The organism is Nocardia sp. NPDC004278 (assembly GCF_053602975.1).
In genome coordinates this window covers 1-20,951 of sequence record NZ_JBSGEQ010000048.1, presented here as the reverse complement: position 1 = coordinate 20,951, position 20,951 = coordinate 1, and the positions used below count along the sequence as shown (strand labels likewise).

Sequence of the window (20,951 nt, the reverse complement as noted above, 5' to 3'; positions counted from 1 at the left end):
CTGAGAATCAATGCTGTACACCAGCAAGAACTTTCGTTTGGAATAGTTACCGTTAGGATCAGGCCCCGTGGCTGACACGATGGTGTGGGCGGGGCAGCCGTCCGTCGAGGAATCCGAACCCGGGACGGCGCAATCGAACAGACGTGGGGGCTGGACCGGGCCGATCGCGCTGATCGCAGGCCTGTTGGGCGCATTGTTCGCGGTGGCAGTGCCGCTGCTGCCGGTGCGCGTGGACGCGGCGACGCTGAGCTGGCCGCAGTCCGGTTCCGCGCGCAGTATCGAGGCGCCGCTGATCTCCTATGCGCCACTGACTTTCGACGCGACCCTGCCGTGTACGGCGATCAACCAGCTCAGCGCCAAGGGCGGCACGCTGGTGGCGACCGGACCCAATGGCGCACCGGATCTCGAGCGATACGGATTCGTCGCGCGTGTACAGGCCGCGGCGGATGCCCCGGCGCGGCTGGATGTGGTGCTGCGCAACCAGGCATTGCTCAGTCTGCCGGTGGCCGAGTTGGTTCCGGGCTGTGAACTCACCGTGCATGCCGACAACACCACGGCCACAGCCACTTTGGTCGGATTCGAGACGCCCGGGTTCCCGGCAGTGCTCAATGGCGACTATCGGCCGCAGATGGTCGGCATCTTCAGTGATCTGGCCGCGGCCGACGGTGCGCACGTCAGCGCTGAACTCGACACCCGATTCTCGTCCACGCCCACGCCGCTCAAGCGCGCGGCGATCTGGCTGGCGGTGCTGTGCACGATTGTTTCGCTGGTTGCGCTGTACCGACTCGATCGGCGCGATGGTCGACGGGTGCGCCGCTTCCTGCCGCAGCGCTGGTGGACCTTCTCGCTGCTCGACGCCGTGGTGCTCGGCACCATGCTGGTCTGGTACTTCATCGGGTCGACGACCTCCGATGACGGCTACCAGTTCGGTATGGCGCGCGCCTCGGGCGTCGCGGGCTATATGGCCAACTACTTCGCCTACTTCGGGGTGCCCGAAAATCCGGTCGGCACACCGTATTACGACCTGATCCGGATCATGACGCAGATCAGCACCGCCAGCCCGTGGGTGCGGCTGCCCGCGCTGTGCTGCGGTGTGCTGATGTGGCTGCTGCTCAGCCGCGAGGTGGCGCCGCGACTCGGCGTCGCGGTGCGGCGCAACCGCGTCGCGATGTGGACCGGTGCGCTGGGCTTCCTCACCATCTGGCTGGCCTATGACAACGGACTGCGTCCGGAACCGCCGGTGGCGCTGGGACTTCTGCTCACCTGGTGTCTGGTCGAGCGCGCCATCGCGACCCGGCGGTTGCTGCCCGCCGGATTCGCGATCCTGGTCGCGGCCTTCGCCTGTACCGCGGGGCCCTCCGGCGTCATCTGTATCGCGGCGCTGCTGGCCGGATTGCGGCCGGTCGCCCGAATCATCATGGCCCGCATCGACACTCGGGGTTCGGCGCGCGTACTCGGTTACGCGATGCTGCTCGCACCGCTGCTCGCCGCCGGTGCGGTCGCGCTGGCGATCATGTTCGCCGATCAGCCGCTGGCGGCGATGTTCGAGATGAAGCGCATCCATCACATCGTCGGCCCGGATGTCGAGTGGTTCAACGACTATCTGCGCTACCAGTACCTGTTCCAGGGTGAGACCGACGGCTCCGTCGGCCGCCGGATCGGCGTGCTCGCGATGTTCGCCGGGCTCATCGCATGCGTACTCGTGTTGCTGCGCAAGGGCGGTCGCATCCCGCTGACCGCCGCTGGCCCGACCCGGCGCATTCTCGGTGTCACCGTCGGCGCGCTGCTGCTGATCATGGTCACGCCCACCAAGTGGACCCATCACTTCGGTGTCTACGCGGGGGTGGCCGGAGCCGTTGCGATGGTGACCGCCATGGCGGTCGCACCGCGGGTGCTGCGCGCGCCGCGCTACCGCGCCCTATTCGCCGCGGCGGTCGCGTTCCTGCTCGCGCTGGTGTTCTCCGGTCCCAATAAGTGGTGGTATGTCTCGTCCTACGGAATTCCGTGGTGGGATAAGCCGCCGGTGATCGCCGGGCTGGAGCTGAACAAGCTGTTCCTGCTCGCCACCGCCGCATTGCTCGCGGTGGCCGCATGGTGGCATGTGCACGCACCGGAACCTGGTACGCCGCACAAGGTTTCGCGATTCGCGTGGCGGGTGTCGGTGCTGCCGCCGCTGACCATCGCGCTGGCGCTGCTCGTGGTCTGGGATGTCGGCTCCTTCGCCAAGGCGGCCGTGGCCCAGGGTCCGGCCTTCTCGCTGGCGCGCTCGAATATCGAGGCGCTGACCGGGAAGACGGCCGGTTTGGCCGGACACGTACTGGTCGAATCCGATCCCAATGCGGGCATGTTGGAGCCGCTGACCGGCGACGTGGTGAGCACGCTATCGGGCACCGGGACCGGATTCACCGGTGCGGGCGTTGCGGCCGATCTGCGTCCCGATGACGATTCGAGTCCGACCGGCAGTATCGCCGATGCGCTGAGCAGCAAGTCGGCCTCGGAGAACACCGCTGGAACCGCCTCTCCCGCACTGCCTTTCGGACTGAATCCGGCGACCACGCCGGTGCTGGGCAGCTACGGCTCCGGTGACTTGGGCCCCGCCGACCTGACCACCGGCTGGTACCGGCTTCCCGACCCCGGCGACCGCACCGGCATTATCGCGCTGACCGCGGCGGGCCGGATCAGGTCGGTCGATGCCGACGGCATCGTCACGCCGGGGCAGACCCTCGAAATCGAATACGGCGCAACCGATTCCGCGACCACTGCGCAGCCGATGGGCAAGGTCACCCCGATCGATATCGGACCAGCGCCATCCTGGCGCAATCTGCGCGTTCCGTTCACCGAAATCCCCACTGGCGCAGACGTTATCCGCATTGTCGCGATCGACCGCGACCGCAACCCCAAGCAGTGGCTGGCCGTCACCCCGCCCCGCGTTCCGCAGACCACAACGCTGAACGAGGTTGTCGGCTCGCAGGTCCCGGTCCTCACCGACTGGATGGTCGGCCTGCAATTCCCCAACCAGCGCCCCTACGACCACCGCGACAATATCGCCGAAGTCCCTGCCTACCGCATCCTCCCGGACCGTCCCGGCGCCGAGATCACCACGCTATGGCAGAGCCATGACGGCGGCGGGCCGCTCGGCTGGTCCAATATGCTGCTGCGTCCACGCACCCTCGCCACCTATCTCGACCAGGACTGGCGGCGGGATTGGGGCGAACTGCAACAGCTGACCCGCATCGACCCCAAGGCCGATACCGCCGAACCCGAGATCACCCAGCAGGATCACTCCGGGCTGTGGACCCCCGGTCACATCAACACCGCCTACTGACCAGCGCCGCTGAACCTGTCGGCACCACGAAACCAGGACTGGGAATAGCCGGTCAGTCGCGATCTGCGAAAGTCGACGGTTCGGGTTCGGCGGCCCCGGCGCCCGGCCGCCCGCGCCGCCGCCCGCGCACCAGCGCATCGGCGGTGAAGATCGCCAGTGCCGCCCAGATGAGCGCGAATCCGGCCCACCGCGACGCGGGCATGGACTCATGCGCGACGGCCACGCCCCAGGCCATCTGGAGCGCCGGAGTGAGGTATTGCAGCAGTCCCATGGTCGAGAGCGGAACCCGTTGAGCGGCAACGGCGAACAGCAGCAATGGCAACAGGGTGACCGGACCGGTCGAGATCATCAATCCGGAATGCCCTATGCCGCTGGCGAATTCACTGCGACCGGTCACCGCGAACACGATCACGAAGGCCAATGCGAACGGCGCGGCCACCAACCCCTCGGCAGCGATGCCGTGCAGCGCGTCCAGCGGCATCACCTTTTTCACCAGCCCATAGGTGGCGAATGAGCAGGCCAGTGCCAGCGCGATGAGCGGCGGCCTGCCGTAGTCGACGGTGAGCACCGCGACCGCCAGCGCACCGAGTCCGAGCGCCGCCCACTGCGCCCTGGCCAGGCGCTCACGGAAGATCAGCACACCGAATGCCACCGTCACCAGTGGATTGATGAAATAGCCGAGCGCGCACTCCACCACATGTCCGGAGGTGACGCCGTAGACATACACGCCCCAGTTGATCGACAGCGCGGCGATGGCCACCGCGGCCATCCGCCAGGTCCGCGCGCCGATTCGACGCAGCCCACCCAGCTGGCCGGTCACCGCGAGCACGACCAGCACCAGTACCACGGTCCACAGGATTCGCTGCGCCACCACCTCGGCCGGGTTGGCGAAGGCCAGTAGCCCGAAGTATGCGGGGAACATGCCCCATATCAAAAAGGCGCCGGTACCGAACACTGCGCCGGGGACTGTTCCGCTTCGCTGCATCCTGCCGACGGTAGTTCTCGGTAGCCTTGCGGTCATGTCGATAACCGTGTCAAAGACGGCCGTCACCGGGCTGACCGCGGCGGAGGTCGAGCAGCGTCGCCGCGACGGGCGCACCAACGATGTGCCGGATCGGGCGAGCCGATCCGTGCGCGATATCGTCCGTGCCAACGTCTTCACCAGGATCAACGCCATCCTGGGCGTGCTGTTCATCCTGGTGCTCGCGACCGGTTCGATCATCGACGGCATGTTCGGTCTGCTGATCATCGCCAATAGCGCGGTCGGCATCATCCAGGAGATCCGCGCCAAGCGCACCCTGGACCAGCTGGCCATTGTCGGCCAGGCCAAGCCGACCGTGCGCCGCGACGGCAAGGCGCAGGAGGTCATGCCGAATGAGGTCGTACTCGACGATCTGATCGAGCTCGGTCCCGGCGACCAGATCGTCGTCGATGGCGCCGTCGAGGAATCCGCACTGCTCGAGGTCGACGAATCGCTGCTCACCGGTGAGGCCGATCCGGTGGACAAGCCGGTCGGCGCGGCGGTGATGTCGGGCAGCTACGTCGTCTCCGGTTCCGGCGCCTACCGCGCGACCAAGGTCGGCAAGGACGCCTACGCGGCCAAACTGGCCGCGGAGGCCAGCAAGTTCACGCTGGTGAAGTCCGAGCTGCGCAGCGGTATCGACACCATCCTCAAGGTCATCACCTACCTGCTGATCCCGGCCGGTCTGCTCAGTATCTACAACCAGCTGTTCTCCAGTAAGGAGTCCTGGCAGCCCGCGGTGACCGGCATGGTCGCAGCACTGGTGCCGATGGTGCCCGAGGGGCTGGTGTTGATGACCTCGGTCGCGTTCGCGGTCGGTGTCGTGCGACTCGGCCGGCGCCAATGTCTGGTCCAGGAATTGCCCGCCATCGAGGGGCTGGCCCGGGTGGACGTGGTCTGCGCGGACAAGACCGGCACACTCACCGAGAACGGGATGCGCCTGTCGGATATCAAGACGCTCGGCTCATTCGACGACGCCGAGGTGCGCCGGGCCCTGGCGGCCATGGCGGCCGACGATCCGCGCCCGAATGCGAGCGTGCAGGCGATCGGCGAGGAGCTGACCGATAAGCCGGATTGGCAGCATACCGCGGTCGCGCCGTTCTCCTCGGCGAAGAAGTGGAGCGGTTTCTCCTATGGCGAGCACGGCGACTGGCTGCTCGGTGCGCCCGATGTGCTGCTCGATCCGAGCTCCGAAGATGCCCGCATCGCAGAGGAACTCGGCTCCTCGGGTCTGCGCATTCTGCTGCTGGCGCGCAGCGACCGTCCCGTCGATGCCGCCGATGCTCCCGGCACCGTTGATCCCGCCGCGCTCGTCGTACTCGAGCAGAAGGTGCGTCCCGATGCCCGAGAAACCCTGGATTACTTTGCCAGCCAACAGGTTTCGATCAAGGTCATATCCGGAGACAATGCCGTCTCGGTCGGCGCGGTGGCGTCCTCGCTGGATCTGCCCGGCGGCGATCATCCGGTCGACGCCCGCGAATTGCCCGAGGACCGGGACGCGCTCGCCGATGTGCTGGAGCACGAGACCACCTTCGGCCGGGTGCGTCCGGATCAGAAGCGGGCCATGGTGGCCGCCTTGCAATCACGCGATCACACCGTCGCTATGACCGGTGACGGTGTGAACGACGTACTGGCGCTGAAGGATTCCGATATCGGCGTGGCGATGGGCTCGGGCAGTCCGGCCACCCGCGCGGTCGCGCAGATCGTCCTGCTGGACAACAAATTCGCCACGCTGCCGTATGTCGTCGGTGAGGGCCGTCGGGTGATCGGCAATATCGAGCGGGTCTCGAATCTGTTCCTCACCAAGACCGTGTACTCGGTACTGCTCGCCTTCCTGGTCGGTATCGCCGGTATCGGCTCGCAGATCTTCGATTACGATCCGATCGGATATCCGTTCCTGCCGCGGCATGTCACGATCGCGGCCTGGTTCACCATCGGCATCCCGGCCTTCATCCTGTCGTTGGCTCCGAACAATGAACGCGCCCGCTCCGGATTCGTCTCACGCGTTATGCGTTTGGCGATTCCGTCCGGTGTGGTGATCGGCGTCGCCACCTTCGTCGCCTACCTGATCGCCTACGCGGGGCCGCATGCCACCCCGGAGCAGAAGGAGCAGGCCGGCACCACGGCGCTGATCACACTGATCATGATCGCGGTGTGGGTGCTCGCCATCGTCGCGCGGCCGTATGTGTGGTGGAAGGTGGTGCTGATCGGCGCCTCGATCCTCGCCTATGTGCTGTTGTTCACAATTCCGTTCACCAGGCATTTCTTCAAACTCGACCCGTCGAATGTCGGGCTCACCACCGCGGCGTTCATCTGCGGGGCGGTCGGCATCGTGCTCGTCGAGGCCGCGTGGTGGATCGCCGCCGCTGGTCGCGGCGAGAAGCACTCGCTACTTCCGAGCTCACCGGGCGGGGGTGCCTGAACAACTGGACGGGTGACGCGCCGCGCTGCGAGATACCTTGTGCGAAGCGATCATTCGGGGTTGGAGTACCTTCTCGACTATGGAGGTATTGCTGCACCAGATCGACGCGTTCGCCGACGCACCGTTCTCCGGCAACCCGGCCGCGGTCATGCCGCTGCCCACCTGGCTGCCGGACGAGCTGCTGCAACAGCTGGCCGAGGCGAACAACCTCGCCGAGACCGCCTTCTACACCTTCCAATTACCCGTCGAGGCGGGCGGGCCACCGGGGGAATGGCCCGCCTGCCACCTGCGCTGGTTCACCCCGACGATGGAGGTGGACATGTGCGGCCACGCCACCTTGGCCACGGCCGCGCAGATCCTCGAGGACATTCACCCGGGCGAGGATCGGGTGAGCTTCTTCACGCGCAGCGGCTGGCTGCATGTCGACCGCACCGATGATGACGAATACGTACTCGACCTGCCCGCCTTGGAATCCAAGGAGGTCACGCCCGATCCCGCACTGGTGGACGCGCTCGGTGTGCGCCCGGTGCGCGCATACACCGGATTCGACGAGGTGATCGTGCTCGGCTCCGAACGTGAGGTGCGCGCGGCGCGGCCGAATTTCGCGGCCTTCCCGCCGCTCGCCTTCGACGCCGTGATCACCGCGCCCGGCGACACCGTCGACTTCGTCTCCCGGGTCTTCGGACCGGACCTCGGTGTGGTCGAGGATCCGGTCACGGGATCCGCACATGCCCAGCTGGTTCCGCTGTGGAGCCGCGAATTCGGTCGCACCCGACTCAGTGCGCGTCAGCTGTCCCGGCGCGGCGGCAGCCTGCGCTGTGAACTTGCCGGCGACCGGGTGCTGCTCATCGGACGGTGCCGTCGGTACCTGGATGGTGTTGTGACACTGCCGGATTGAAGTCGGCGGAGTCGATCGCATCGCCAACCGCACCGATAAGTGACACCGTGACTACTGATCCGGTACCGCGCCGTCGTCCGGACCGGGCAGGGCGAGGTCCTGGTACTCGGGCAGTAGCGGGACGATGGCGAAGCTGGTGGCGACCGCGTCTGCGGGTAGCGCCTGGACGGCGCGGATCCCGTTCTGGGCGGCCAGATTTCGGAGTTCGGAGAGTCGGCCGCGAACCACGAGACCGACGGTGCATGCGCATCCGGCGCGCAGCCGGGCCACCGATACCGCGGTGATGCGGCTGGTGCGCTCGTCGGCGGGGTGTTCGGCCAGCAACTGCCAGGCGGCGTTATCGGCGGAGGCGACCGCGACGGAATTGCCAGCGGGGAGTTGGACCGTGACGATCGGGGTGTGCACGCGAGGGATCGACACATGGTGGCTGGCCGCAGCGATGCGCAGGCCGCCACTGTGTGCCGGAATCTGGTTGGGGGTGAGCGGGTCGGTGAACGAGACCAGTGCCCAATGATCACTGGTGTCCGGGCCGGAGAGCGAATCCCGGGCCCGCGCAAGATAATCCGCGACCGGCTCGCCCCGTTCGGGGCCGAGCCGGTCGGTGGAGATGCCCGATGGACGTGGCGGGTTCAGCGCGCCGAGCAGCACGATGAGCACCGCGAACCCGACCGCCGCAATGGCGATCGCGATGCGGCGCAAGAGCATCGAGTCAGGCATTGCGCAGCACGTCGAGCGCGTGCTTCAGATCGTCCGGATATTCGCTGGTGATCTCGAGGTAGTGGCCGTCGACCGGATGGTTGAACCCGAGCGAACGCGCGTGCAGCCATTGCCGTTCCAGGCCGAGCCGCTCCGCCAACCGCGGATCCGCACCATAGGTGAGATCACCACAGCATGGATGCCGGATCGCGGAGAAGTGCACCCGGATCTGGTGGGTACGACCGGTTTCCAGATGAATATCGAGCAGACTCGCCGCCTGAAAGGCCTCGACGGTGTCGTAGTGGGTAATGCTCGGTCGCCCGTCCGCGGTCACCGCGAACTTCCAGGCGTCACCGCGGGCCCGGCCGATCGGCGCGTCGATGGTGCCGCTGCTCGGATCCGGATGTCCCTGCACCAGTGCGTGATACCGCTTATCGACGGTGCGCTGCTTGAATGCCCGCTTGAGCACCGTATAGGCGTGCTCGGACTGCGCGACCACCATCACACCGGAGGTGCCGACATCGAGCCGGTGCACGATGCCCTGCCGTTCGTGCGCACCCGAGGTCGAGATGCGGTAGCCCGCCGCGGCCAGTCCGCCGACCACCGTCGGACCGGTCCAGCCGACGCCGGTATGCGCCGCGACGCCGACGGGTTTGTCCACCGCGACGATGTCATCGTCGGCGTAGAGGATTTTCATCCCCGCCACCGGGACCGCCTCGATGGTGAGTTCGCGCTTGGGTTCTGGAAACTCGACCTCGAGCCAGGCGCCCGCGACCAGTCGATCCGATTTGCCCGCGGCGACGCCGTCGAGCTGCACGGAACCCTCCTCGGCCAGGGTGGCAACGGCGGTGCGGGACAGGCCGAGCAGTCGGGACAGGCCGGCGTCCACGCGCATGCCGTCGAGCCCGTCGGGTACGGGCATGGTCCGCGTTTCCCTCATGCCTCCACCTCGCTGGCGCTCGGTTCCGGCATCAGCGATGCCCGCTGTGACATGATTCGCTCGCTCATGCCGCCGTCCCCTTGCTGCTGGCCGTGCCGTTGGCGCCATTGTCCGACGGTTCGTCCTCGGAGGTCGTGGCGGTCTCGGTCGCGGCCTCCTCGGTGCGGCCGTGTCCGGTGCGTGAGCCGTCGGGCTCGAAACCGAAGACCGTCAGCACCACCAAAAGGATCGCGCCGCAGACGATCGAGGAGTCGGCCAGGTTGAACACCGGCCACCAGCCGACCGCGATGAAGTCCACCACATGGCCCTGCAGCGGACCCGGCGCACGGAACAACCGGTCGACCAGATTGCCGAGCGCGCCGCCGAGCACCATGCCGAGGCCGATCGCCCACCACAGCGAGCGCAGCGTGCGGCCGATGCGGATCACGCCGATCACCACGGCCGCGGCGACCAGGGTCAGCAGCCAGGTCATGCCGGTCGCCATGGAGAACGCTGCGCCCGGGTTGCGCACCAGCGACAGCCGCGCGAAATCGCCGATGATCGGCACCGGATCGCCCGGGGTGAGCTTCGCGACCACGATGGTCTTGGTGAGCAGGTCCAGACCGAGCAATACCGCGGCGATGATCAGTAGCGTGGGTAGCCGCAGCGGTGCGACGGCCTTCCCGGAATCGGCGGTTGGCGTCGGTGTTTCTGTCTCGTCGCTGGGCGGCACCGCCCCATCGGCGGTGTTGTCCTCGGACGGCCGGTCATCACTCACGTGGACCATCATCTCTCGAGCGACGACCTGCCCTGCGCACGCGGTCACCTACATGTCCCAGCTGACACTCAGGAAGCGGTCGTACTCTGATGCTCGTGACGGCATTGTCTTCCCCCCACATACCCCGAATGGCGCGCTCGGGTGTGTTGTTGATGGTGCTCGCGGTCGGACTGTCCGCGTTCGGCGTCGGCTGTAGTGACGGCTCCGATGCGCGCGTGGAAACCGACAGCACCGAGCCGCTCGGCATCGGAAAGGAAGTGACCGTGCCGATCTCGGCCGCGGTCGCCACCGTCGTCTCGATGGGAGAGGAGCCGCGGTCGCTGCTGCGTCCCGGCTATCCGGTGGGCACGGTGCAGCAGGTGACGCTGCGCACCGATCATCACATCGAGCAGCAGATCAATGATCAGCCGCCGAGCGACTTCTCCTCGCCAGCGCTGACGATTCCGATGACGGCGCAGACCGATGCCGATGGTGTCGAGCTGACCCTCGGCACCATCTCCACCCCGGATCCGTCGCTGGCCAAGGCGCTCACGGCCGCCGGTGGATCGCACGCCGGATTCGATATGAGCGACCTCGGTGCGATCACGGCACTGCGGCTCGCCCCGTCACCGGACACCTCCAATGCCGCCCGCGCGGCCCTGGAACAGGCCTTCTATCAGGCGGTCTACCGTTCGATCACCTTCCCCGACCAGCCCGTCGGCGAGGGCGCGGTGTGGACGGTGCGCCAAGAGGTCGACGGGGGTGTCGCGCTCGACCAGGTGACCACCGCGACGCTGACCAAGCGCGACGGCGACCGGCTGACCATCGAACTCGAGGTGACCCAGCAGCCGAAATCGCCGGTATGGACGCTGCCCAATAACGCGGGCACGCTCGACATCAAGGACTACGTCATGCAGGGCGCGGGCACGATCACCGTCGACCTCGGCTTGCCACTGCCGGTGGCCGGATCCATCACCGTCGGCGGGCACCAGGCCTACCGCGATCCGCGCAGCGCGAGCATGCTGCAGCAGACGATCAATACGCAGGTCACCTGGAACGAATGAGCGCGGCCTCCGGTTTGCGCAGCAGCCGCAGGTCGTGGGGTCAAAGCGCCGATCCAGGCCTCTTTGTCGGATTCGAGGAATAGGCTCGCACCTGTCCGACAAACGCCTCGATCGGAGGTATTCGATGTCCGATGTCAAACCGATCCCCGACGGATATCCGGTGGTCTCGCCCGGGCTGGCGATTGATGGCGCGGCCGCCGCCATAGATTTCTACAAGCGCATCTTCGGCGCATCGGAGCGGATGCGCATGCCGGGACCGGAGGGCAAGGTCGCGCACTGCGAACTCATGTTCGGCAATTCGCTCGTCATGGTCGGCGATCCGGCTCCCGATATGGACTTCCTCGACCCGAAGACGGTCGGCGGCACACCGGTCAACCTGTACGTCTACGTCCAGGACGCCGATGCCGCCTTCGCCGCGGCCCTCGCCGCGGGCGCCAAGGAACTCACCCCCATGACCACCCAGTTCTACGGTGATCGCAGTGGTGCGTTCGAGGATCCGTGGGGTCACCGGTGGACCGTGGCCACCCATGTCGAAGATGTTCCGCCGGACGAGATGGACCGGCGGATGGCCGAACTGTTCGGCGGCGTCTGACTTGTGCCCGGCTGGTAGGCCGCGCGGACATATGCCGCGCGGCCGGATTCGATGTGCGGGGGACCTACCCGAGCGCGATCGAGTCGCCCTCGACGTGGACCGATTTCGGGGCGAGTGGCCGGGTGGCCGGACCGTTGACCACCGAGCCGTCGAGGCCGAATTTGCTGCCGTGGCAGGCGCAGTTGATGGTGCCGCCGGAAACACTGGCGACCTTGCAGCCCGCATGCGTACAGGTCGAGTCCAAGCCGACGAATGAACCGGCACTGGGTTGGGTCACCACCACATCGCCCTTGATCACACCACCGCCGACCGGCACCTCGGAGGTGCTCGCGATCGCATTCGGTTGCCCGGCGGGTGCTTTCTGTCCGGGCGGTCCCGCGGCGGGTGCGGATGCTCGGGCCTGGGGGGTGCTTTCCTTGCCGTAGGTGGTGCACGCGGTGAGCGCGGCCGCGGCGGCCGCGGCGCTCGCACCCGCGATCACGACGGTGCGGCGGTTGAGATTGGGATCATTGCTGGTCATAGCGAACTCCGATCAGAAGATTCAGAACTTGATGCCGTTGTGCTGGAAGAACCACAGGGCCGAGGTGAGCCACAGCCCGGTCAGTCCGGTCAGCACCAGACCGCCCGCGGCCGGAATCACCCAGCCGGGCAGGCCCTTTCGGGTCAGCAGCAGCATCTTCGCGACGAACGCGCCGTAGCAGAAGCAGCCGAGCAGGGAATGGATGAGCACGCGGTTCTCGTAGTCTTGAAAACCCAATGCGTACAGGCAGTGCACGGCGACCGGAACGGTGACGAGTATGGCCAGGCGGCCGGACCACACATGGGCGGCGCCGATCCACGACGGGGTCTTGGCGAAGAGCGCGTCGAGTTTGCCGTACATGGCCAGCGCCGAAAGGAATTGGAACAGCGCGAGCGCGGTGGCGAGGGTGGCCAGCCAGGTCTTCACCGCAACCGGACTGGAGAATCCGGCCACATTGATCGAAAAGAACCGTGGCTCATGCTGTTTCGCGTATACGCCGAGCAGTACCGATACCGCCGCGCCGACGAGCAGCGGTAGGACGATGGCCGCCACCGATGCCCGGCTCGGATTCGCCCGGGTCGTTGGCGCTTCCCGATCAGCCGACACTGTCACCACCACTTATTTTGTTCGGCGAGATCTTCTTGCCATTGACGACGGCCGTCGCATCGGGCGCGAGGGTGACTGCCGGTGCGGTGGAGCCGTCCGGATTGCGCTGCACGCCGGTGACCCCGCCGTTGGCGTCGACGATCCAGCTCTGGCGAGTCCCGGCCTCGCTGTAGATATAGAGCCCGGCGGGCGGTTGTACCGGGGTAGCGGTGTAGTTCCACTGCTTGCCGCCGATCCAGAGGGTGCCCTGCACCGACTTGCCGTCGAAGGCGCCGGTCAATTTGGCGTCGTCCTTGCCGGTGAGCTGCAATGACCCGTTCGTCGTGCTGCCACGCAGCCAGGATTCGATCGCTTTGCCGTCACAGGCGTAGGCGATGGCCTTATCGCCCGCGACGGTGATCTCGAGCGTGACGGTGCCGCCGGAGGCTTGCGGGATCTTGCCCACGTAGTCGGCCTTGGCCGGGAAGGGCGTGGCCGCGGGGGGCGTGGTGCTAGGCGGTGCCTGCGTTGTGGGTGCGGTGGTGGTTGCCACCGTGTTCGTCTTCGCCGTTGACGGTTCGGTGTCCTTGGACATATTGATGACCAAGAGGGTGAGGCCGAGTACGGCCACTGCCGCCAGCGTGAGCCACGGTCCCAGTCGTTTCATAGGGTCTCCTCGATGAGCGGCCGCAGGTGCCGCTGTTCGAATTGTCTACGTGGCAGACCCACCCAGCGGTTCAAACCGGCATTCGCGGCAACCGTTGAGCGGCGTGTCACCGAGCGTGTCGGTTCTTACCGATCGGTCAGTGAGGTGAGCCTGCTACCAGGGCGAATCCGTTGCGGTCAGATCTGTCGGAATCAGCCGACCGCGACTGCCGAGCGGTACCAGCATCGGCGGTCGGAGCGTGGAAACCGCGGCGTGCGGAGGTCCGGTGGATCCGGCCACAATCGCCGATGTGGTTGCGCGCCTGGTGGATCGGTCGCTGGTACACACGTCCGGACGGCGGTACCGACTGCTGGAATCGGTGGCGGCGTTCAGTGAGCAGAGGATGTCACCGGCCGGGCTGAGGTGTCGCTGTCATGCTGGTGATCGCGGCGGCGAGGTCTCTCGCTTGCGCTGGAGTCAGGTCGGCACCGGCGGCGTGGGCTGCGGTAAAGGCTGAATCACCCAGGGCAGCAATGATTTTGGCGGTGGGTCGGTCGATGTCGTGGCGTTCGGCGGGCAGGATAGGGATGCCGTTGGTGATGCGGATCGCCTCGGCGGTGCCAAGGAGGGTTGCGGCGGTTTCGTATTCGCCCAGTTCGGCGGCCGCGGCGGCCAGGGCGGCGATAGCGAAGGTGGTGTCGCGGGGAGCGGCGATGCGCTGGGCGCCGTCGAGGGCGGACAGGTGCAGGTCGAGGGCGGCGCTCGGGTCGCGTTGTTCGAGGACATAGCCGAGTTCGACCTGAAGCATGGGCAGGAACAGGGGTGTTTCCGCCTCGTCGGCGGGGGTCGACTCCAGCAGTTCGCGCAGGATGCGTTCGGCGAGGTCCGGATTGCCGTCGCGACGGGCCGCGAAGGCCGCAACGATGGAGGCGAACAGGCGACCGGGAGCGTAACCGTGTTCGGCGGCGACGCGCAACGCCTGGTCGGCGAGGGCCGCGGCGCGGTCGAATTCGGTGTGCTGCATGCAGATCCAGCCGAGCCAGCACAGATGGGTGCAGACCTGCCCCCACAGCTCCAGCTCCTGCGCCAAACCCAGTGCGTCGGTGTGGATTTCCATCGCGCCGCGCAGATCACCGGTCAATTCGGCCAGCCCGCCGAGCCATTCGGCCGCCTGCAGGCGACCCCAGCGGTCATCGATTTCGGCGAAGATGTGGGCGGCTGCGCCGGCGTGCCGCGCCAAGGCGGGCAGGTCGACGCGGCTGTGCGCCGCCTTGGCCAGCGCCACATGCGCGGTCGCGACGGCCCACCGGTCACCGAGCTGTGCACCGACCGGGAGCGCCTGTTCGATGACCGCCTCCAGCTCGGGGAGATCACCGGATTCCAAGGCGGAGAAGGCAACGAACAATGCCGCCCGCGCCCGCCCCACCGGATTGTCGACGCTATCGAAGGCGGCGAACACCTCCGCCCGCCGAGCCGCCCCATCGGCGAATTCACCCTGCTGGAACGCGAACCCGAGATCCCACGCCAGTGCGCGGGCCCGCAATTCGGCCGAACTGCTCTGGGGTGAACCGCCCTTGACCGGATTCCTCTGCACTGAACTGCTCGGCGCCGAATTCCTCTGGCCGGAGTCGGTCAACGCCAGGGCAGCGGCCAACCAGCGGCGCGCTTCCCCGAATCGGCCGCGCAGGAGCCAGTACCATGCGAGGGCATTGACCAGGCGCAAGGCGTGTTCCGCGTCCGCCACGCGCACGAACCCATCCAGTGCGGTGCGCAGATTCGCGCTTTCGCTGTCGAGTCGGCGTAGCCAGCGTTGCTGGTCCGCGCCGTAGAGTTCGGGTTCGGCCTGCTCGGCGAGGTGCAGGTAGTACAGGTGGTGCGCGCGGTACACCGCCTCGAGTTCACCCGCCTCCGCGAGCCGGTCCACACTGAACGCCGCCACCGATTCGAGCAGTCGGTACCGCCGTCCGGACGTGTGTACCAGCGACCGATCCACCAGGCGCGCAACCACATCGGCGATTGTGGCCGGATCCAGCCGGACCGGTGGGAACGCGCTGTGACCGCCATCCGCCGCAGTGTCGACATCGATCCGGCCGAGGGCGATGGCGCCCGCGTCGCGGATGGCCGAGTCCGGCCCGGTCGCCTCGTGTTCGGCGGGGCGGGTGCTGGCCGCGCGATCGTCGTTCGGCGAAGGAGGGGCGAGACCGGCGTCGGTACCGCCGCCATTCGCCCAACCGAGACCGGTTGCCAGGGTCCCGTCGGCGCGCGATCGGATGCCACCAGCGGGGAATGCTGCGGTGCGGCCGTGCGCGGTGGCCGTTGGGTTTGCGGCGCATACGGTTTCGGCGGCATCGAGGGTGCAGCTGCCCGTGTGCACCGCCAAGCGGCGCAGCACCGTGCGTTCGGTGTCGTCGAGCAGCCCCCAGCTCCAGTCGATCATGGCGGTGAGTGTCTGCTGTCGCGGCGGGGCACCGCGATGCCCGGTGGCCAGCAGGCGGAAACGGTCGTCGAGGCGGGCCACCATTTCATGCACGCCGAGGGCGCGGACTCGGGTTGCGGCCAGTTCCAAGGCCAGTGGAATGCCGTCGAGTCGACGGCACAGGATGGCAACGGATTCGGCGGTGTCGGCGTCGAGGGTGAAACCGCGGTCGCTCGCTCGGGCACGTGTGACGAAAAGCTCTACAGCACTGGACTTTTCGACTTCGGCGAGACCGACGTCGGCAGCGGGTACGGCCAATGGTTCGACCGCGACGATATCCTCACCGGGCAGCCGCAATTGTTCGCGGCTGGTCGCCAGGATGTGCAGCTTCGGTGCCGCGCCGAGTAGCAGTTCGGCGAGGTCGGCCGCATGGTCGACGACGTGTTCGCAATTGTCCAGGACCAGCAGCAATTCCTGATCGGCCAATACCTCGCACAGCAGGTCCGTCGGATCGGCGCCATCGGTGGCGCGGATACCGAGCACCTGCGATACCGCCTCGGCCAGCCAGGAGGTGGCGTCGGTCGAGGTCGGCTGCAATGGCGCGAGCTCGATCAGCCAAGTGCCGTGTGGGAAGCGCTCTTTCAGCCCGGCGGCGGTCGCCAGCGCCAAGCGGGTCTTGCCGACGCCGCCCGGTCCGGTCAGCGTCACCAGCCTGGTCTCGGATACCGCCTCGCGCAGCCGCGCCACCTCCTCGTCCCGCCCGATCAATGCGGTGCGCTGGGCCGGGATATTGGAGCTGCGCCGCCGGACCACGTGCTCCGGTCGCGGCGCGGCGACCTCCAGCTCCTGACCGAGGATCGAGCGCTGCAGCGCAACGAGTTCCGGGCTCGGATCCAGACCGAGTTCATCATCGAGATGGCGGCGCAGATCCTCGTAGCTCGCCAGAGCCTCGGCCTGGCGTCCGGCACCGTAGAGCGCACGCAGTAGTGCGGCCCGAAGTCGTTCGCGCAGTGGATGTTCGCGCACGAATACCGCGAGATCGCCAGCGACCTCACGATATTCACCGAGCGAGAGCCGTGCCTCGGCCAACTCCTCGACCGCGACCAGGCGCTGCTCCTCGAGCTGTGCGATGACCGGTCCGGCGAATTCGGCATCGCGGAAGTCGGCGAATGCGGGTCCACGCCATAATCCCAGCGCCTCGGTGAGTGCCGCGACGCGGGCGGTCGTATCGGTGGCGGCACGCGCCGTGGCGATCAGCGAGCGGAACCGCAGCGCGTCCACCTCGGCACCGACCAGCCGGTACCCGGGCGGCGGTGACACCACCAGATCGCGTCCGCCGGGTTCGGCATCCTCGAACGCCCTGCGCAATTGTGACGCCTTCGCGGCCAGCGTGCCCGCCGGATTGCCCGGCGGATCCGCGGCCCAGATGTCATCGACGAGCCGGTCCGCCGACACCGGCTGACCACCCGCGACCAGCAGATCCGCCAGCAGTGCACGCACCTTCGCACCCGGAATCGGCACCACGGTGCCAGCATCGGTCCACACCGTCAACGGACCGAGCACACCGAAACGCATGTGCGCAGCTTAGCGGGGGCGCCGCCGTCCGGAATCGGACCGTAAACAAACCGGAAGGCCACGCGCCCAGAGTCGGTGACAACGCAGGAACACCGACCAGGGAGCCCGATATGAAACTCACCACCGCGATCGCCACGACCATCGCAGCCACCGTGACCGCACTGCTCACCGGCTGCGGATCTGAGAGCGCGAAGGCTCCGGCTCCCGGCGCCTATGTCGACGTCAACGGCCTGCACATGTACTACGAGGTGCACGGCTCCGCCACCGATCAGCCCCCGCTGGTCCTGCTGCACGGCGCGCTCTCGGGCATCGGCACCGATTTCGGCCAGCTGATCCCGGAACTGTCCAGGACCCGGCGCGTCATCGCGATCGAACAGCAGGCGCACGGCCATACCGCCGATATCGACCGCCCGCTGCGCTATGAGCAGATGGCCGAGGATACCGTCGCCCTGCTGCACAGCATCGGCGTGCAGCGCGCCGATATCTTCGGCTACAGCATGGGCGGTGGCGTCGCACTGCAGATCGCGCTCACCCATCCGGACCTGGTGCGCAAGCAGATCATCGCCGCAGCCAGCCTCGATGTGAACGGCATCAAACCCGGTCTGATGGAGGGCATTGCCGACATTCAGCCCGAAATGCTTTACGGCACACCGTTCCACAATGACTACCTCGCGAATGCGCCTCGCCCCGATGACTTCCCGCGCTTGGTCGCCAAGGTCGGCGAACAGGATAAGAACGCGACGCCGACCTTCCCGGTCGAGGCCGTCCGCCGGATCACATCGCCGACATTGACGATGGTCGGTGACGCCGACATCATCCGGCCCGAGCATGCCGTCGAAATGTTCCGTGTCTTCGGCGGTGGCGCGATGGGCGACACTCCGGCGGGCCTGCCGAACGCACAGCTGGCGATCCTGCCCGGCACCTCGCACGTCACCCTGGTACACCAGCCCGACCTGCTGCTGTCCATCATTCCGGCATTCCTCGCCGCGCCGATCAAGGCCGCACCGTGACCGAGCGCGCGATCGAGGCGCTACCTCGTGCGCAGTCCGGGGTAGCGCATCAGCGCCTGCGCATCGCGATGATCATCGGCTCCACCCGCACCGGCCGCTTCGGTCCGACCGTTGCCGAATGGGTCGCGGGCCGTATCCACCACCGCCGCGACCTCGAACTGGACACCATTGACCTCGCCACCGCCGGACTGCCCGATCAGCTGACCGAGCCGACTCCCGCGTCGGTGCGCGAACTCGGGCAGCGCCTGGCCGCTGCGGACGCCTTTATCGTCATCACCCCTGAATACAACGGCAGCTTCCCGGCCGCGCTGAAGAACGCGATCGACTGGTTCGATGTGGAATGGGCGGCCAAACCGGTCACCGTCGTCAGCTACGGCCGCGACTCCGACGGCAGCCGCGCCACCGCCCACCTGCGGCAGATATTCGGAGAACTCAATGCCGTCCCGATCCGCCGCACCGTCCCGGTCGCGCGGGCATGGCAGCGCTTCGCCGCCGACGGCAGCTGGCCCCGCCGCGATCCCGAACTCGATGCGGCGGTGGGTGTCACGTTGGACCAACTCACCTGGTGGGCAACGGCTTTGCGGGCAGCCCGCCGGCGGGACGCCTTCGTCGTCTAGCAGGCCTGGTGCGGTGCGGGCATGCGGTGGGCGAGCAGAAAACGCATCAGGTTGCGCTGGACCTCGATGCCCCCGTCGTCCTGAACGATGCGCGCCCCGATCACGTGCTCGGAGAGCAGCGGTGTGGTGAATTGTGCCAGTTCACATCCGCGCGGACTGTTGTAGTGCTCGGCGGTGAGTGGGATCGGGAGACCCGGTCCGGCGGCGAGAGCCTCCTGACGCGTCGGCATGGTCGGCACCGAACCCGGATCCGCGAGGTTATCGGCCTCGCGCCACTGCGCGAGGTTGCTGCGGCCGATCACGTAGTTGCTGATCTCGTCGAAGAGGGACTGTAGAAAATACGTCGGCATCGTGCGGGCGCGAGTACCCATCGCGTCGATGATCAGCTGGCCACCGAGCTCGGATCGATAGGGCGCACCGGCCATCGGCGCGATCGCCGCATAGAGGTCCGGGTAGGTGGCGCCCAAATTGGTGGTCATCGCACCACCCGCGGAGTACCCGCCGAGATAGACGCGCGAGCGATCGAGTTGGAATTCATCGATGAGCGTGCTGGTGATGCCCGCGATGATGGACGGCTCGCCCTGGCCGCGTTCGCGGTTCTCGGCTTTGTCCCAGTTCCAGCAGAATTCGTTATTGGCCGCCCGGTCCTGGATCGGATAGGCGAGTACGAAACCCATTTCGTCGGCGACCCGGGTGAGCGAGAGGCCGGTCGGCTGGCCGTCGGTGAGCGGGTCGCTGCAGCCGTGCAGGTACACCATCAGCGGCCTACCCGCACTGCTGCCCGGCGGCACATGCAGGTAGTAGCAGCGGGTGCCCGCGGCATTGGTATAGCAGCGTTTATCGATCTGGGCTTGTGCGCGCGGTGCACCGAGCAGCAGCGAAGTGGTGGCGATCAGAAAGGCGCCGACGACAGCGCAGAGACGGGTCGCGGCAATTCGCACGTCGGGAATACTAGCCGGGCGCTGAACTTCTGCGGCAAATCGTGTGTCCGCCGACGCGGCGGGGCGGACCCGGTCCCCCTCATCATTGCGGTGGCCGGGTCCGCCCGGGAGCGTCGCCTAACTGCGCGCGATGGCCTCGAAGACCTTCGGATCGACCAGGGTCGACGTATCGCCGAGTTCGCGACCCTCTGCGATATCGCGGAGTAGGCGGCGCATGATCTTGCCGCTGCGGGTTTTCGGGAGTTCCGGGACGATATGGATTTCCCTGGGGCGGGCAATGGGGCTGATCTCCTGGGAGACAGCGGCTTTCAGCTCACCGATCAGCACATCGCCGGAATTGTGCGCACCCGCGGTGAGGATGACGAAGGCGACGATGGCCTGGCCGGTGGTGGCGTCGTTCGCACCGACCACCGCGGCCTCCGCGACCGACGCATGTCCGACGAGCGCGGATTCCACCTCGGCGGTGGAGATCCGGTGTCCGGAGACATTCATGACATCGTCGACGCGGCCCAGTACCCAGAGATCGCCGTCGTCGTCGAGCTTGGCGCCGTCACCGGCGAAATACCAACCGCGCGCGGCGAATCGGTCCCAGTAGGTCTCGCGGAACCGATCCATATCGCCCCAGATACCGCGCAGCATCGAGGGCCACGGCTGATCCAGTACCAGCAGTCCGGAACGGCCGTGTTCGAGTTCGACGCCGTCGTCATCGACGATCTTCGCGGAGATACCGGGCAGCGGTGTCATGGCCGCACCCGGTTTGGCGGCGGTGACACCGGGCAGCGGGGAGATCATGATGGCGCCGGTCTCGGTCTGCCACCAGGTATCCACAATCGGAGTCCGGTTGCCGCCCAGCACCTCTCGGTACCAGCGCCAGGCCTCCGGATTGATCGGCTCGCCGACGCTGCCGAGCAGCCGGATGCTGGACAGATCGTGGGCGCCGGGAATCT

At 67.2% G+C, this 20,951-nt stretch carries 17 protein-coding genes; 7 read left to right on the top strand and 10 right to left on the bottom strand.

Going from position 1 to position 20,951, the window contains the following annotated elements; translation table 11 throughout:
* The first annotated feature begins 79 nt into the window (after positions 1-79).
* On the top strand, positions 80-3,325 hold the full coding sequence (locus tag ACWEO2_RS39670) for an arabinosyltransferase domain-containing protein (RefSeq protein ID WP_452410093.1): 3,246 nt from the start codon (positions 80-82) through the stop codon (positions 3,323-3,325).
* Between the two features lie 52 nt (positions 3,326-3,377).
* On the opposite strand, the gene rarD is transcribed toward ACWEO2_RS39670, so the two are convergent.
* Positions 3,378-4,310, bottom strand: coding sequence for an EamA family transporter RarD (rarD, locus tag ACWEO2_RS39665; RefSeq protein ID WP_452410076.1), 933 nt, complete (start codon positions 4,308-4,310; stop codon positions 3,378-3,380).
* A gap of 34 nt (positions 4,311-4,344) precedes the next feature.
* Here rarD and ACWEO2_RS39660 point away from each other — a divergent pair, with 34 nt between their 5' ends.
* Both ACWEO2_RS39660 and ACWEO2_RS39655 read left to right on the top strand, forming a co-directional pair.
* Positions 4,345-6,768, top strand: coding sequence for an HAD-IC family P-type ATPase (locus tag ACWEO2_RS39660; RefSeq protein WP_452410075.1), 2,424 nt, complete (start codon positions 4,345-4,347; stop codon positions 6,766-6,768).
* Positions 6,769-6,847: 79 nt separating this feature from the next.
* Positions 6,848-7,666 (top strand): PhzF family phenazine biosynthesis protein, encoded by an 819-nt coding sequence (locus ACWEO2_RS39655; RefSeq protein ID WP_452410074.1) that lies wholly within the window; start codon positions 6,848-6,850, stop codon positions 7,664-7,666.
* 51 nt (positions 7,667-7,717) lie between these two features.
* Here ACWEO2_RS39655 and ACWEO2_RS39650 read toward each other — a convergent pair whose 3' ends face one another.
* From ACWEO2_RS39650 to lspA, 3 genes are all read right to left on the bottom strand, one after another.
* Positions 7,718-8,383, bottom strand: a complete 666-nt coding sequence (locus ACWEO2_RS39650; protein WP_452410073.1) for a hypothetical protein — start codon at positions 8,381-8,383, stop codon at positions 7,718-7,720.
* Positions 8,376-9,302, bottom strand: coding sequence for an RluA family pseudouridine synthase (locus ACWEO2_RS39645; protein ID WP_452410072.1), 927 nt, complete (start codon positions 9,300-9,302; stop codon positions 8,376-8,378). The genes ACWEO2_RS39650 and ACWEO2_RS39645 overlap by 8 nt, the downstream gene beginning before the upstream one ends.
* A 64-nt stretch (positions 9,303-9,366) precedes the next feature.
* On the bottom strand, positions 9,367-10,059 hold the full coding sequence (gene lspA, locus ACWEO2_RS39640; protein ID WP_452410071.1) for a signal peptidase II: 693 nt from the start codon (positions 10,057-10,059) through the stop codon (positions 9,367-9,369).
* 89 nt (positions 10,060-10,148) lie between these two features.
* Between lspA and ACWEO2_RS39635 the strand changes: the two genes are divergently transcribed.
* Together ACWEO2_RS39635 and ACWEO2_RS39630 are read left to right on the top strand one after the other, a co-directional pair.
* Complete coding sequence (locus ACWEO2_RS39635; protein WP_452410070.1) at positions 10,149-11,102, top strand: hypothetical protein; 954 nt, start codon at positions 10,149-10,151, stop codon at positions 11,100-11,102.
* Positions 11,103-11,226: 124 nt separating this feature from the next.
* Positions 11,227-11,694, top strand: coding sequence for a VOC family protein (locus ACWEO2_RS39630; protein WP_354960139.1), 468 nt, complete (start codon positions 11,227-11,229; stop codon positions 11,692-11,694).
* Positions 11,695-11,758: 64 nt separating this feature from the next.
* Here the strand turns inward: ACWEO2_RS39630 and ACWEO2_RS39625 are convergent, their stop codons facing one another.
* The 4 genes from ACWEO2_RS39625 to ACWEO2_RS39610 all read right to left on the bottom strand — a co-directional run bounded on the left by ACWEO2_RS39625 (position 11,759) and on the right by ACWEO2_RS39610 (position 17,436).
* On the bottom strand, positions 11,759-12,214 hold the full coding sequence (locus ACWEO2_RS39625; RefSeq protein ID WP_452410069.1) for a Rieske (2Fe-2S) protein: 456 nt from the start codon (positions 12,212-12,214) through the stop codon (positions 11,759-11,761).
* A 21-nt stretch (positions 12,215-12,235) separates the two neighbouring features.
* Complete coding sequence (locus tag ACWEO2_RS39620; RefSeq protein WP_452410068.1) at positions 12,236-12,820, bottom strand: DUF6529 family protein; 585 nt, start codon at positions 12,818-12,820, stop codon at positions 12,236-12,238.
* Positions 12,810-13,466 (bottom strand): hypothetical protein, encoded by a 657-nt coding sequence (locus ACWEO2_RS39615; RefSeq protein WP_452410067.1) that lies wholly within the window; start codon positions 13,464-13,466, stop codon positions 12,810-12,812. Before ACWEO2_RS39615 ends, ACWEO2_RS39620 begins: the two co-directional genes overlap by 11 nt.
* Before the next feature lie 385 nt (positions 13,467-13,851).
* The gene (locus ACWEO2_RS39610) at positions 13,852-17,436 is read right to left on the bottom strand and encodes a BTAD domain-containing putative transcriptional regulator (RefSeq protein WP_452410066.1); all 3,585 of its coding nucleotides are present in this window, start codon (positions 17,434-17,436) and stop codon (positions 13,852-13,854) included.
* Between the two features lie 110 nt (positions 17,437-17,546).
* Here ACWEO2_RS39610 and ACWEO2_RS39605 point away from each other — a divergent pair, with 110 nt between their 5' ends.
* Positions 17,547-18,446, top strand: a complete 900-nt coding sequence (locus ACWEO2_RS39605; RefSeq protein WP_452410065.1) for an alpha/beta fold hydrolase — start codon at positions 17,547-17,549, stop codon at positions 18,444-18,446.
* Complete coding sequence (locus ACWEO2_RS39600) at positions 18,443-19,063, top strand: NADPH-dependent FMN reductase (protein ID WP_452410064.1); 621 nt, start codon at positions 18,443-18,445, stop codon at positions 19,061-19,063. The genes ACWEO2_RS39605 and ACWEO2_RS39600 overlap by 4 nt, the downstream gene beginning before the upstream one ends.
* Here ACWEO2_RS39600 and ACWEO2_RS39595 read toward each other — a convergent pair.
* Both ACWEO2_RS39595 and ACWEO2_RS39590 read right to left on the bottom strand, forming a co-directional pair.
* On the bottom strand, positions 19,060-20,004 hold the full coding sequence (locus ACWEO2_RS39595) for an extracellular catalytic domain type 1 short-chain-length polyhydroxyalkanoate depolymerase (RefSeq protein WP_452410063.1): 945 nt from the start codon (positions 20,002-20,004) through the stop codon (positions 19,060-19,062). The genes ACWEO2_RS39600 and ACWEO2_RS39595 overlap by 4 nt on opposite strands.
* Positions 20,005-20,121: 117 nt before the next feature.
* Positions 20,122-20,951 (bottom strand): AMP-binding enzyme (locus tag ACWEO2_RS39590; protein WP_452410062.1); only part of this gene is annotated, 830 nt, incomplete at its 5' end.

Coding starts and splice junctions, on each gene's coding strand:
- ACWEO2_RS39670 (WP_452410093.1), top strand. CDS start 80: ATGGTGTGGGCGGGGCAGCCGTCCGTCGAGGAATCCGAACCCGGGACG.
- ACWEO2_RS39605 (WP_452410065.1), top strand. CDS start 17,547: ATGAAACTCACCACCGCGATCGCCACGACCATCGCAGCCACCGTGACC.
- ACWEO2_RS39625 (WP_452410069.1), bottom strand. CDS start 12,214: ATGACCAGCAATGATCCCAATCTCAACCGCCGCACCGTCGTGATCGCG.
- rarD (WP_452410076.1), bottom strand. CDS start 4,310: ATGCAGCGAAGCGGAACAGTCCCCGGCGCAGTGTTCGGTACCGGCGCC.
- ACWEO2_RS39650 (WP_452410073.1), bottom strand. CDS start 8,383: ATGCCTGACTCGATGCTCTTGCGCCGCATCGCGATCGCCATTGCGGCG.
- ACWEO2_RS39655 (WP_452410074.1), top strand. CDS start 6,848: ATGGAGGTATTGCTGCACCAGATCGACGCGTTCGCCGACGCACCGTTC.
- ACWEO2_RS39630 (WP_354960139.1), top strand. CDS start 11,227: ATGTCCGATGTCAAACCGATCCCCGACGGATATCCGGTGGTCTCGCCC.
- ACWEO2_RS39615 (WP_452410067.1), bottom strand. CDS start 13,466: ATGAAACGACTGGGACCGTGGCTCACGCTGGCGGCAGTGGCCGTACTC.
- ACWEO2_RS39645 (WP_452410072.1), bottom strand. CDS start 9,302: ATGAGGGAAACGCGGACCATGCCCGTACCCGACGGGCTCGACGGCATG.
- ACWEO2_RS39635 (WP_452410070.1), top strand. CDS start 10,149: ATGCTCGTGACGGCATTGTCTTCCCCCCACATACCCCGAATGGCGCGC.
- ACWEO2_RS39610 (WP_452410066.1), bottom strand. CDS start 17,436: ATGCGTTTCGGTGTGCTCGGTCCGTTGACGGTGTGGACCGATGCTGGC.
- ACWEO2_RS39660 (WP_452410075.1), top strand. CDS start 4,345: ATGTCGATAACCGTGTCAAAGACGGCCGTCACCGGGCTGACCGCGGCG.